The organism is Methanoculleus horonobensis (genome assembly GCF_001602375.1).
Classification (GTDB): Archaea; Halobacteriota; Methanomicrobia; order Methanomicrobiales; family Methanoculleaceae; genus Methanoculleus; species Methanoculleus horonobensis.
The window spans coordinates 1-12385 of the sequence record NZ_BCNY01000015.1 but is presented as its reverse complement, the minus strand read 5'-3'; the positions used below and the strand labels follow the sequence as shown (position 1 = coordinate 12385).

The following is a 12385-nucleotide window of genomic DNA, read 5'->3' as shown; positions in this document are numbered from 1 at the left end:
GTATGTGCGGTATTGCCGGGCAGTTTGCCCTGAACGGGGAGGATGCGGATGCGGCTCTCGTCGGGGAGATGGCCCGGCGGCTGGCTCATCGCGGCCCTGACGGCGAAGGAACGTTCTTCTCCGGGCCGGTCGGCCTTGCCCATCGCCGCCTTGCGATCATCGACCTCTCCGACGAAGGCCGCCAGCCGATGGGAAACGAGGACGGGTCGCTTCAGATCGTCTTCAACGGCGAGATCTACAACTACCGCGAGATCCGGGAGGAACTCTCGGTCGCCGGCCACCGTTTCGCGTCCGCATCCGATACGGAGGTGATCCTGCACGCCTACGAGGAGTGGGGGAGGGGCTGCCTCGCCCGGTTCAACGGGATGTGGGCGTTCGCCCTCTGGGACGGGCGCCGCCGCGAACTCTTCTGCGCCCGGGACCGCCTGGGCGTCAAGCCGTTCTATTACGTCGTGACCGGGGGCTCGTTCCTCTTTGCCTCGGAGATCAAGGCGCTCCGGGTGCATCCCGGGGTCGGCCGGCGGCCGAACGACCGGATGCTCTCGACGTTCCTTGCATGGGGGGTTGCGGATCACACCGCCGAGACGATGTACGACGGTGTCTTCCAGCTCCCGCCGGCCCATGCGCTCCTCGTCTCCGCGGAAGGCGTCGGGGAGCCGGAACGCTACTGGGACCTCGCGATGAACGGCGCTCCGGGCGGGGCCGACGACGAAGCCGCCGCACGCGACGTCCGCGATCTCCTGACCGACGCCGTCCGGCTCCGGCTCCGGAGCGACGTCCCGGTCGGAACCTGCCTCTCCGGCGGCATCGACTCCTCGACGGTCACCGCCCTGATCAACGTTCTCCTGCAGGCGGAGAGCCCGGAGAGCGTCGGCGAGCGGCAGAAGACGTTCTCGGTCTGTTTCGATGATCCGAGATTCGACGAGAGCCGGCATATCGAGACGGTGGTCGCGGCGACCGGCGTCGCGAACCGCCGGACGACGCCGGGCACGGAGGGGCTCTGGGAGGATATCGAGAGGTTGCTCTACATGCAGGACGAGCCGTTTGCATCCCTCTCGATCTACGCCCAGTATTGCGTGATGCGGCTCGCACAGAACGAGGTGAAGGTGGTTCTCGACGGGCAGGGCGCCGACGAGCAGCTCGGCGGCTACATCGCCTACCAGGCGCCTTATATCCGCGGTCTCCTCCGGCGGCGCAAGTTCCTTGCTGCTCTCCGGGAGGGGATCGGGAGTGTACGGCACCACCGGTCGTTCTTCTCGTGGGCGGCTGCTCAATCCCGGGTACGGTCGCAGCGCCGTGAACTCCTCCGGGGATCGCCGCCGGAGATCCTCCGGTATGCGGGGTCGCTTGAGGAGGTGCTGAAACGAGAGGTCACGGCGTCGAACCTCCCTCTCCTGCTCCACTGGGAGGACAGGAACTCGATGGCCTTCTCGATCGAGGCGCGGGTTCCATTCCTCGATTATCGGCTCGTGGAGTACCTCGGATCGCTCCCGATCGACCAGAAGATCCGCGGCGGCGTCACGAAGTACGTCCTCCGGCGGGCGATCCGGGGGCTGGTCCCGGACGCCGTCCGGTGCAGGATGGACAAGATGGGGTTCGTCACCCCCGAGGAGGTCTGGATGAAGGGCGAACTTGCGCCGCGTATCCTCGACCTCTTCTCGACGCCCGAATTCGCAGAGCGGCCCTACTGGGACGCGGAGCAGGTGCTCGAAAACTACCGGGCGTTCCTCGAGGGGAAGAGTCCTTATTCTACCGAGTTCTGGCGGATAGCCTGCGCGGAGATGTGGCTCCGGGCGTTTGAGGCGGAGAATGCCGATGGAGCAGTTGAATTTTGAGCAGTGCCCTTCAAGCGGTTCATACTTCCCTTTCGGTTGCATACTCCATACACGGATTTCAAGGGGATATCGCCGAGAGGGGGGTGGGGACAATGGGGAGTGCGATGGGCGGCACGCCCGGAGCTCGAGCACCCGAAGGGTGCGGAGTGCGAGCGCAGCAAGCTTGAGAAACCCGAAGGGTTTCGAGGGGGGAATACTCCCCCCTCCCCACCTGACGGTGGTCGAGCTCCGGTTCTACGAACCATCGCACTCCCCGTCAGCCCCTCGAAGAACTTCGTTCTTCTCGTGCTCCTGCCCTTCGGCCAGTCGCCCTCCCCCAGACGCGATATCCCCACGGTCCACTGCACCGGGTTTTTTCCTCGTTTCAAGTGTTGGGTACTTACAATCTTTGAGAACTCGTGTGCACTAGGTTTGCGCAATGTACCGTATTTTTGGTGAGTTCGCTCTGCATCCCGGAGTTCTCCCCCTCACTCCCCTCCCTCCTGCGGGCAGACCCCTCCCTTCTCCCGGAGCCCCCTCCCCGCATACGCCGCGAGCAGGACGGAGAGGACGCCGGTGACGAAGATGCCGTCGAAGATCCCCGCGCCCCCGATGGAGAGGACGGTCGGCCCGCTTGTGGTGAGCGCCGAAAGCACGTCGGGATTCGCGAGGTTGAGGATATCGGCCCCGAGCAGGGTGCCCATGGTTCCGCCCGCGTAGGCGAGGCCGGGAGCGGCCCGGCAGCCGCGGGCGAGAAGGAGCCCCGTCATGGCTCCTGCGAGGGGTGCGACGTAGAACGGCATCGTGATCCCGAGGCCGGGAACGGGCGTTGCAGCGGCGTAGGCGACGAGCGAGACCAGAAGAACGGCGGCAAGGGACTTCAGCCGCGAAACCCGGCCCCGCCCGACCATCTCGAGCGTTACGAAGAGAGGGATGACGGCCCCGCCCACGTTGACCGCGATGATGTCCTCCCCTAATGAAAGGAGCGGGATATCGATCAGGCTCCCGAGCAGCGCCCCTGCGGTCACCAGCAGCGCCTGGTAGAACCGGAGCCCGATCAATTCGAAGATCCCCTCGCTGATGAGGAAGAGGTTGAATATAACCAGGGCCGGTATGAGAACCGCCAACGCAATGACGATCTGCTCCGGGCTGAGAGGAACCGGAAGAATCGCGATTGCGGGCAGTTCGGTCTCCATTGGCCGGGTATACCGGGGTTCATGCCATAAATAGTTTCACGGGCCGTTCCCCGGCGAGCCCCCCGGAGACGTGCCGTGGGACGGTTCCCGCACGACGTCGACCTGACGGTCATCTGAACCGATCGGCGCCGCCCAACCCGGCCTGCTTTAGCATCCTGTGAATGTTGAAGATCACCGATGATAACGTAAAAGGGGGAGTCAATATAAAATAGAAATCCTAAATTGCGTATTTTATATTCATTTTGAAATAGATATATTCATATATGCGTAACCAAAAATAGTGTTAATCCAATAGTTCCTTCCCCGAATCCGGTAACAGGCACCGGATAACAATCGCCGGCCGCCCTCGCTCAGAGAGGTTTCCGATCGGTACGAATCCTGTGCAGATTTCGGGGATGGTGGGTGGTCGGGAACAACTCCGTTCCGGCCGATTGTATCTCTGCAGAGGAGCATGACTGCTTTTACCGTTGAAGACCTGATCCGGCATCTGGAGCAACTTCAGGCAAGGGGCCCAATCCCATTCGACGTCAAGAGCGGAGAGATCTTTGGTATCCTCTGTCCCTGCGGTCAGGACCGGCAGACCCTGATTGACATTCTCATGACGATGCTCTTTCCGGTTCCGGGATTTGCCGAGCGTTCACCGCTTGCGATTCTCGGCAACCTCGGGGACGTGCGCAGAAGCATGGGCATCGTTCTCCGGGAGCCGGTGCTCGACCCTGCGCTGACCGGCAGGGAGAACCTGGACTTCCAAGCCCGGCTGCACGGCCTGGGCGATGATCTCAGGAGGAGGAGGATCCCCGATGTCGTAGACCTCTTCGGCATCGCCGGAAGCGCCGATGCTCCTGTCGAGACCTACTCTCCCGTCATGCTGCAGCACCTTGAGATCGCCCGGGCATACCTGACGCACCCGTCGGTCATCTTCCTTGCCGAACCGACGGCCGGTCTGGACGATGCCGGGCGCCGGGAGACCTGGAACCTGCTCCGGCGGCTGAACCGCGAGCGGAGCGCGACGATCATCTTTACGACGCACGATGTGGAAGAGGCGGAGGCGATCTGTACCCGGGTTGCGGTGGTGGACCGCGGTGAGGTCGTTGCCCTGGACACGCCGGAGACCTTCCGTAAGGTGATGGCCCTCGACGAGACGCCGATCGAGTTCGACAACCCTGCTTGAGCGTCCCGGGTCGTTGCACCCTGGCGAACCCGGCGACAGGAGCAGCCGGGACGATCGAAACCGCTTTATCGTTGCGGCCGTGACATGGAAGCATGACCGTTCATCACCCTCTCCTGCCCGCGTTCCTGCTCGCTGTTGCGTTTGTGCTCGTCGTGGGGTGTCTCGAAGGCAGCCCTGCGCCCGACGCTCAGGTCGTCCGGACGATCACACCGCTCGAAGCGTCCACCCTGATCGAAGGGGGGGGAGGCGAACTGGGTTTTGTCATCATCGATGTCCGGAGACCCGACGAGTTCGCTGCCGGACACATCCCCGGTGCGATCAACATCGACTCGGCACACTTCTCAGAGCACCTTGATGACCTCGACCCCGGGGCAACCTACCTCATCTACTGCCAGCGGGCCGGTCGGAGCTCCGGTGTCCGGGAGATGATGCGCGATGCCGGATTCCGCGAGGTCTACGAGATCGAGGGCGGCATGAGCGCCTGGAAGGCGGCCGGGCTCCCCGTGATCGGTTAAAACCGGGTTCTCGATGGGATTGCGAAGCAGAGTGCCGTCACCGGGCCGCCTTTACTCCTTCTGCTTCACGTAGGTGACGCCCTCCGGCTCCTCCGTTTCGCGGGACTCTATCACGACGGTTCCCGATATCCTATTGAAGAGCCGCTGCTTCGAGCCCGGCATGGCAAGCCACCCGATAAGGCAGTCGGGGACGAGGAGAAACGCTTTACCGAAACTCTGGATTGCTGCGGCAAAAAATCCGATATCTTCACCGGCACGACCGGTGACCCGGATCCCGAGCGCCATCTTGCCGATCGACTGGCCGCGATATCCCTCGAACAGCGTCCAGTAGAGGAAGAAGACGACCGAGGAGAGGCTGATCGATATGAGCCCGGGATCTATGCTGAACTGCCAGGAGGGCGGCAGCCGGTCGGAGATCGCCCAGGCGGGCAGTCCTACCAGGATGAAGTCGATGAGCCAGGCCCAGAAACGGGTCTCCCACCTGGCGATGTAGAGGGTGACCATATCGATGATCTGTCGATCCCTGTGGTTCTTAACGGTTCGGGTGGATCGGTGGTTGACGGGTCGCCGATGGCCGCGTCGGACACCACGACGGCCTCTCTCCGGGCCCGGAATTAAAAAGGAGGTTATCCGATATAACTCAGTTCTTCGCGGCCTTTGGCTTCTTCGGCTTCCTGGATCTTAGCTATGAACTGCTCCATATCCTCGGCACGCTGCTGCAGGGAGGTATGGTCGACCTCGATCCCGGTCAGGCGGGAGAGCACCGTAAGAAGACCTTCGGCACTCTTCGGGTCGACGATGTAGCCGCTCGTCTCCCCCATCAGGCAGATCCCCTCGATGCCCCGCGCCTCGCCGAGGCCGAGCAGGAGCCCGGATGCTCCCACGATCGTCCCGCCGCTCCCGGCGTTCTCAAACGACCCGCCGGCCGCTTCCACCTCGGAGCGGAGGTGCTCCATGTTGACCGCCGAGAGCACCCTCGGGTTCTCGACCAGGTGCCCGACACCGTAGCCGCCGAGTGCGTAGACTCGCTTGACACCGAGGTCTTCGGCGATATCGAGGTAGTGCTCCGCGAGGATGTAGTGCCCTTCGGCCGAGTTGCTCTGGAAGTCGCCCACGAGAAAGAGGGCTGCTCTGCCGTCCGTCTCGTAGCGGTAGATCTCGTTCTTGACGAGGTGGGTGATGCCCTGCTCGTCGACGATCACCTGCGGCGGGAAGTGGAGGGAGGAGATCTCCCCTATCTTCTCGGCCCCGAGTTCGTGGATCAGGTGATCGGCAACGAGTTTCCCGACGTGTCCTATGCCGGGCAGACCCTCGATCAGGACCGGGGCATCGATATTGTCGTCCCGTAGAAAGGTTACTCTGACGTGTTCCATCTGCGTACGGCCCTCCTGTATCTACCGTACCTGTCCTCGGGCGAAAAACGTGCCGGGTGGGCCGGCCGGGACGGCAGGCCGCAGACCGGGCAGAGATCCGAGAGCGTGTATCGCCGGTCGTGCGGACAGCGGCGAATGCGGCTGCTCATATGGTCTTATCCGGCCTTCTGCTTCCGGATAAACTTGCCGGAGCCGCCGGCCCGCTCGACCACGCCGACGGCGGCGCTCGCCGCCTTCTCGATCGCCTTCTCGGCCTCTTTATAATCGGGCGCGGTCACTTTTATCCGGTATTTCGGGGCTCCGACGTAGATCAGGTCGATATCCACGTTCTCGACCTTCGGCTGCGCACTCCGGAGCGCCCGGCGGATCACGTTGACGCCGTCGGGCCGCGACGATGTCAGGACGAGGTGCCCGGTGATCGTCACCCTCGAGACCTTCACGTTCTCGTTCGCGACGGTGATGAGCGCCGCTTTGACCGGCTCATCAAGGTTCAGTTTATCCGCTGCCTCGCCGCCGGTGGTGACGATATCCTCGAAGGCCGGGTACAGCTGACCGTATTCACGGAAGAATGCCTCCTCGATGATCTTCCTGTCTACCCCCGACGCCTCGGAGGCGAACCCGATCCACTTCGAGGCCTTCTGCTCGTTCTTCCACTCGTGAACCTTTTCGCGCCGCTGGTGCTCGTTTACATCTTTTAACGAGAGATCGATGTGGCCGCGATCGGGGTCGACGTTCAGGACTTTGCAGACGACCTTCTGTCCTTCTCTTACGAAGTCCCGGATGTACTTGATCCAGCCCCGCGCTATCTCGGATATCGGTATGAGCCCTCTCCGCTCGTTGTACTCGTCCAGGGTCACGAACGCCGCAAAGTCCTTGACATCCGCGACCGTGCAGACAACGAGCTCTCCTTCCTCGGGCCACTCTCTCTCGTTCATGTAATAATCACTCAAGTACTGCCATTATCTCAGCTTTTATATCAGCTTTCCCGCCGTGGGGCTCCGCAAGGATACGTCCGCAGACGGTGCACTCTACGACGGTACTCGCTCTCTCGAAGACTACCTGTTCGTTCTCACAGTCGGGGCACTTTACCCGGAGGAATGTGCTCCTGTTCTCTCTGTTTACCCGGACCATATCAACTCACTCCGTAAGCTCGAATTTACCGATCCTGAATCCCGGCCGAAGGTGGGCCTTGCCGCAGACCGTGCACCGGTATCTGACGTTGATCTTCTTCGTCGGCTTGTCGCCGCCGGGCACCTTGTTGAACTTGCCCATGTTGCCCACCGTGCTCCTGCGCGCCTTCTGGCGGTCGATCCAGTTGAAGTGGCGCACTTTGCCCCTCTTTACCTTCACGACTTCGTGAACCTGGTGGTTCCTGCAGAACGGGCAGTATGTCTTGAATTTTGACGGCATTTTCATGATAGTAACCTCTATTCAATAGATTCGAGTACCTATATTACTTGTTAAGCCTAATATTTAAGGCTATGTCGTGCTCGCAGAGCACGTCTGCATTGTTTTCCGGCAGGGTGACGATATCCCCCATCTCCAGGACATACGTCCTGCCGTCCATCCCCATGAACGACTCCACATCGGAGCGGATATGCACGAGGGCGTAGGGAGACTGGATGGGACGGGGAGCGGGAACCGCAGACGTTCTCCGGGGTTCTGAAAGACCTTCGCCCTCGTCGATCCGCTCTACGGCGGCCGCATTGTCGCTGCCGAACGGCGAGGCCCCGCCGCGGACGAGTGCCTCCCGGCACTCCCTGATGGCGGTGATGATCTGCTCGTACATCGCCCGCTCCTCCGGGAGCATCTTGCGCCCCTCATCCTTGTCGAAGTACTGTCCCTCCATCTGCTGGAACGCAAGATCGAGGATCTGCCGGGTCCTGACCGAGAAGATCTCCTGGACGGTCTCGGTGACGCTGCCGATCTCCTCGATGAGCAGGCTCCCCATCCTGCTCTCCAGGGGGTTTTTAAGGTCGTAGTAGTCCGTCTTGCGCTTCTCGATGTACGCCCGGGCGTCGTCGTAGAGGCCGGGCTCGATATGCGAGAGCCGTCCCGAGTGCTGCATATCGAGCAGCATCTGCCGGAGTTTCTCTAAAAGATCGGCGGTCATCATGCACCCCCGGCTATCTCCGCCACGCCCCGGCAGCAGAGGAAGATCGCGAGCGCTTCTGGGACGTTCTGGACACCTGCGTTGAGCGAGTAGGTGTTCCCGAGCAGGGAGGTGCTGAAGTTTACTTTCAGGTCGATCCGCACGTCGCGGTCGCCGAAGACCACCGCGTCCACGAGCGGATCGAACTCCGCGAAGTCCCGGATCTCGAGCGGCACGACTCGCATGCCGCTGCCGCCGTGCAGCGACCCCGGTGTCCGGATCAGCCGCTTGATATCGGTCGTGACCGGTTCGTCCGCCCGCGCCCCCGCGTCCCGGAGCCTCTCCTCGAAGTCGGGTGCGGCCGTGATCGCCCGGACGACCCGGTTCTTGAGGAGTTCCTCGGGGGCATTGGCCGCGAGGCTGTCGATATCCACAAGGAACTCCGCGGCCGTTCGCTTCCCGATACCGTCGAGCCCGGAGAGGTAAGCCGTCGCTTCCGCCGGGTCGCGAGCGGCAAGACCCAGGAGGTGGGCGCGGAGCGTCTCCACGTAGCGCCGCCGCCACCCGGTGCGGGCACCTTCGGCGCCCGCCCGGTCAGACCGAAGGTCTGACTCGGTCTCGCCGCCCCCCGGCGTGAGCATCGCGGCCGGGTCGAGTCCGATGCCGCAGACGTAATCGACGATCTCCCGCCGCTCCTGGCTGCTCCAGCCCCGGACGGCGATCTCGGTGACGTGGATATGGTAGCCGCGCCCCCCGGAGAAGGCGATCCTGATCTGGTTCCTGGCAAAACCGAGCTCGTCGGTCAGCATCCCGAGCAGTTTCTCGGTCTCCTCCTTGACCCGGGCAAGCATCATCGCGTAGGGCCCGCGGACGATATGGTCGGCATCGAGATCGAAGATGAGGTCGGCGCCCGCCCAGTGTTTCTCGTTCATCGTCGGCGCCGACGGCGTCTGGTAGTAGGCCGTCGAGTAGTAGACGTGGGCGGGAACCAGGCTTTTCACGTATGCCCCGAGTTCCTCACGGTCGGCAAACGCCATGTGCCGCCGCATCCGGACCTCGGCCGCGGCGTCGAAGAAGATGAATCCCCATTCGCGCTGCTCGAGGGAGGACGGAACGGTGAGATTCTGCCTCTGGTAGTACTCGGCGAACCTCTGCTTCACAAACTCGAGCGTCGCGGGTTTCATGGGAACGTCTTGATCATATATGGGCCCACTCGTTCATATCCCTGTTTCCTGTAGTAGGGCCGCACCCCGACACCACTCATCACCGCGAGGCGCCGGTAGCCGTGATCGCGTGCCTCCTCTTCGGCCGCGGAGAGGAGAACGCTACCGAAACTGCGGTGCTGCCACTCGTCGGCGGATGCCGGAGTGCTGATCGGCACCACGCTCCCGTAGACATGGAGCTCGCGCAGGAGCGCGGCGCCCGCGAGTTCGTCGCGGAAGGGGTTGTGCGGGAACCGGAGCCGGGCGAACCCGACGAGGGCGTCCTCGGAGCCCGCCTGAATGAACCTCTCCTCTCCGCCGCACGCCTGGTAAACCAGGGTCGAGATCGCCACCTCCTCCGGTTCGGGCGATCTGCCCACCTCGCGGCAGCGGATGCACCGGCAGCGAAGCCCCTGCTCATGGAGCCGCGCCTCGGCAAGCTGGCGGAAGTTGCTATGCCGTGAACCCGCGACGATCAGCTTTGCCGGGATATCCCGCTGGATCCGCTGGAGACGGACGTACTCCGGGAGGAGAGACTTCGCGTAGGCGACGAGGTCGATCAGTACTTCCTCGGTGTAGGGCAGATACTCTCCCCGTTCCCAGAGCGCCTCGATCTCTGAGCCCGGCGTCACCAGGGTCGGGTAGATCTTCAGGAAGTCCGGCCGGAACCGCGGATCAGCGAAGAGTTCCCGAAACATCCGCCGGTCGTCCTCAATGCTCGCCGCGGGGAGGTTCGGCATCATGTGGAACCCGACCTTCAGTCCGGCGTCCCGCAGAAGGCAGTTCGCCGCGACCGAGTCCGCGACCGCGTGGCCGCGGCGGTTGTAGTCGAGGAGCCGGTCGTCCACGTGCTGGACGCCGAGTTCCACCTTGGTCACGCCCATCGAGAGCATCCGGTCGATATGCTCCTTGCGGCACCAGTCCGGCCTCGTCTCGAAGGTGGCGGCGACGCACCGGACCCGTGCCGACTCGTTCGCGGCAAAGATCGCCTCGAGATCGGGCTTCTCCTGCGGAGCCCCGGCCCGCGGGTAGTCGTTCATCGCCTGCACGGCGGCCCCGACGAACCACTCCTGGTAATCGAGCGGGCGGGCGGTCATCGTCCCGCCCATCACGATCAGCTCCGCCTTGTCGACGTGGTGGCCGAGCGCCTCGAACTGCCCGAGGCGGGCCTGCACCTGGGCGTAGGGGTCGAAGGCGTGCTCTCTTGCCCGGAGCGCCGCGGGCTCCTCTCCGGTGTAACTCTGGGGGGAGGCAAAGGGGTGCTCCGGCCCGCCGGGGCAGGGGAGGCATTTGCCGTGGGGGCAGGGGTGGGGCGAGGTCATCACCGCAACGGGCGCCACTCCCGAGATCGTCCGCGTGGGTTTCACCTGGAGGATCGGCCGGAGCCGCTCGCGCTCATCGTCGGCGGCGACGGCGAGGATAGCGGAATTTTTCGGCATGTTCGCACCGTGCTCACGGCAGACCTCGAGTTTGATCTTCTGGACGTCGGCGGTGCCCGGCCCGGTAGAAAGGATGCGGGAGATGATCTCCCGGAGAGTATCGGTATCGTTCATCGTTTAATGTTCGGTTGCAATACGTTCGGACTGAAAATCAGCGTGATACTCGATGTAAGGATTGTGGTTGGCCCGGATGTGGTGGACGATCTCGCCCCCAAGCGTTAAAATTGCCTTTTTGTGAGTGATCTTATTCTTATGGATATGGACGGGTGAGATGTGGAGAGCGTTGTACTGGTCGGTAGGGACATCCTCCCCTGTTGTGGTTTCATAGTACTTTCTGATGTGGACTAATAGCATATGTAAGTGGAGCAGCTCTTCCTTTTGCACGATATCACCTTTCCTCGAAGAATACTACTGTCCGCGGGTAGATATAATTTGTTGGTGATCTTTTTATATGCACAAGATGCGGGCGGTCGGAGCGTTCATAGGGCTTGCAATCGGCGATGCCCTGGGCGCGCCCCTGGAAGGCCTTCCGCCGGCCCCGTTGACCGTAACGGAGATGGTGGGAGGCGGGATTCACAACGTCTCTGCGGGCCAGTATACCGATGACACCCTCCAGGCGTCGGCCCTGGCGCAGACTCTCATCGAGTGCGGTGGGTTCGACCCGGCGGACTTCGCTCGCCGCCTGGTTCGGGTCTACCGCGCTCACCCGGAGTTCTTCGGGCCGACCTCCGGTGCCGTCCTCGATCTTGTCGAGGCGGGCATCGCGCCCACCATCGCCGCAAGGATGGCGCACGAGGAGCGGGGCGGGAGCCGGAGCAACGGGAGCGTCATGCGCGGCATCCCGGTCGGCATCTTCTACCCGCCCGATGAGGTCCGGGAGGCAAGCCTCGCCGCATCCCGCGTGACGCACTTTGACTCCGCCGCCGGCGAAGCCTCGGCGTTCGTCAACCGGATGGTCAGCGGGATCTGCCGGGGAGAAGAGGTTCCCGTAGCCTTCGGCCGGGCGCTTGCCGCCTGCGAGGACCCCGAACTCCGCGGCCTCATCGAGGACTACCGGGCGTATCCGCCGGAACCGTCGCTCGACGCCGTTCTCTGCACTCACTGCGCCGTCAGGGTCTTCATGGATGCCCCGTCCTTCCGCGAAGCGGTGGTCGCGGCGGTCAACCTCGGGGGCGATGCCGATACCGTCGGGGCGATCGTCGGGGGGCTGGCCGGGGCACGGTACGGACTCGAGGCGATCCCCCCATCGTGGCTCGCCGCGCTCCGCGACCGGGAAGAACTTCTTGACCTGGCCCGCAGGCTCGCAGGGGTGAGTTGGGGGTAGGGCTGCGGGGCATTGGCTATTTCCGGTGCCCCGGGTTTACATACGTCCGGTTATTGACGGGTCCTCTCACATACCATAAAAGGGCTCTACTCGAAAAAGCGGTTTACTCGATATGCTCTGTTGTAATCCTGTTTCGGTTCCAGAGATCGTAATTGAGGAGCGGTAAACTGAGTGACCAGAGCGAGGAAATATCCCGGTATACGGATTTCAAGGGCTATCGCCACGGAGGGGGGTGGGGACAGGGGAGGGGGGAATGATC

At 63.0% G+C, this 12385-nt stretch carries 15 protein-coding genes; 4 read left to right on the top strand and 11 right to left on the bottom strand.

Features of this window, described 5'->3' with window-relative positions:
• The first annotated feature begins 2 nt into the window (after nt 1-2).
• Nucleotides 3-1835 (top strand): asparagine synthase (glutamine-hydrolyzing), encoded by a 1833-nt coding sequence (gene asnB, locus MCUHO_RS07705; protein WP_067076310.1) that lies wholly within the window; start codon nt 3-5, stop codon nt 1833-1835.
• A gap of 467 nt (nt 1836-2302) precedes the next feature.
• Here the strand turns inward: asnB and MCUHO_RS07700 are convergent, their stop codons facing one another.
• Nucleotides 2303-3010, bottom strand: coding sequence for a DUF1614 domain-containing protein (locus MCUHO_RS07700; RefSeq protein WP_067076306.1), 708 nt, complete (start codon nt 3008-3010; stop codon nt 2303-2305).
• A 451-nt stretch (nt 3011-3461) separates the two neighbouring features.
• On the opposite strand from MCUHO_RS07700, the gene MCUHO_RS07695 reads away from it, so the two are divergent.
• Entirely contained in the window at nt 3462-4181 is a 720-nt protein-coding gene (locus tag MCUHO_RS07695; protein ID WP_067076301.1) for an ATP-binding cassette domain-containing protein, read from the top strand.
• Between the two features lie 92 nt (nt 4182-4273).
• On the top strand, nt 4274-4696 hold the full coding sequence (locus MCUHO_RS07690; RefSeq protein WP_067076297.1) for a rhodanese-like domain-containing protein: 423 nt from the start codon (nt 4274-4276) through the stop codon (nt 4694-4696).
• Nucleotides 4697-4747: 51 nt separating this feature from the next.
• Here the strand turns inward: MCUHO_RS07690 and MCUHO_RS07685 are convergent, their stop codons facing one another.
• The 10 genes from MCUHO_RS07685 to MCUHO_RS07645 all read right to left on the bottom strand — a co-directional run bounded on the left by MCUHO_RS07685 (nt 4748) and on the right by MCUHO_RS07645 (nt 11186).
• Nucleotides 4748-5200, bottom strand: a complete 453-nt coding sequence (locus tag MCUHO_RS07685) for an RDD family protein (RefSeq protein ID WP_067076292.1) — start codon at nt 5198-5200, stop codon at nt 4748-4750.
• Between the two features lie 122 nt (nt 5201-5322).
• On the bottom strand, nt 5323-6069 hold the full coding sequence (locus tag MCUHO_RS07680; RefSeq protein WP_067076288.1) for a proteasome assembly chaperone family protein: 747 nt from the start codon (nt 6067-6069) through the stop codon (nt 5323-5325).
• Complete coding sequence (locus MCUHO_RS12375; RefSeq protein WP_084385970.1) at nt 6051-6218, bottom strand: RNA-protein complex protein Nop10; 168 nt, start codon at nt 6216-6218, stop codon at nt 6051-6053. Before MCUHO_RS12375 ends, MCUHO_RS07680 begins: the two co-directional genes overlap by 19 nt.
• Nucleotides 6219-6224: 6 nt before the next feature.
• Nucleotides 6225-7004: a translation initiation factor IF-2 subunit alpha gene (locus MCUHO_RS07675; protein ID WP_067076285.1), complete on the bottom strand. Its 780-nt coding sequence runs from the start codon at nt 7002-7004 to the stop codon at nt 6225-6227.
• Nucleotides 7005-7011: 7 nt separating this feature from the next.
• The gene (locus MCUHO_RS07670) at nt 7012-7200 is read right to left on the bottom strand and encodes a 30S ribosomal protein S27e (protein ID WP_011844885.1); all 189 of its coding nucleotides are present in this window, start codon (nt 7198-7200) and stop codon (nt 7012-7014) included.
• Between the two features lie 6 nt (nt 7201-7206).
• The gene (locus MCUHO_RS07665) at nt 7207-7485 is read right to left on the bottom strand and encodes a 50S ribosomal protein L44e (RefSeq protein ID WP_048181892.1); all 279 of its coding nucleotides are present in this window, start codon (nt 7483-7485) and stop codon (nt 7207-7209) included.
• 37 nt (nt 7486-7522) lie between these two features.
• Nucleotides 7523-8185: a hypothetical protein gene (locus MCUHO_RS07660; protein ID WP_235808204.1), complete on the bottom strand. Its 663-nt coding sequence runs from the start codon at nt 8183-8185 to the stop codon at nt 7523-7525.
• On the bottom strand, nt 8182-9345 hold the full coding sequence (locus MCUHO_RS07655; protein WP_067076281.1) for a DNA primase small subunit domain-containing protein: 1164 nt from the start codon (nt 9343-9345) through the stop codon (nt 8182-8184). Before MCUHO_RS07655 ends, MCUHO_RS07660 begins: the two co-directional genes overlap by 4 nt.
• Nucleotides 9342-10916: a tRNA uridine(34) 5-carboxymethylaminomethyl modification radical SAM/GNAT enzyme Elp3 gene (locus tag MCUHO_RS07650; protein ID WP_067076278.1), complete on the bottom strand. Its 1575-nt coding sequence runs from the start codon at nt 10914-10916 to the stop codon at nt 9342-9344. The genes MCUHO_RS07655 and MCUHO_RS07650 overlap by 4 nt, the downstream gene beginning before the upstream one ends.
• 3 nt (nt 10917-10919) lie before the next feature.
• On the bottom strand, nt 10920-11186 hold the full coding sequence (locus MCUHO_RS07645) for a UPF0058 family protein (RefSeq protein ID WP_084385969.1): 267 nt from the start codon (nt 11184-11186) through the stop codon (nt 10920-10922).
• A 67-nt stretch (nt 11187-11253) separates the two neighbouring features.
• Between MCUHO_RS07645 and MCUHO_RS07640 the strand changes: the two genes are divergently transcribed.
• A complete protein-coding gene (locus tag MCUHO_RS07640; RefSeq protein WP_067076275.1) occupies nt 11254-12126 on the top strand; it encodes an ADP-ribosylglycohydrolase family protein in 873 nt (290 codons plus the stop codon).
• Nucleotides 12127-12385 lie beyond the last annotated feature (259 nt).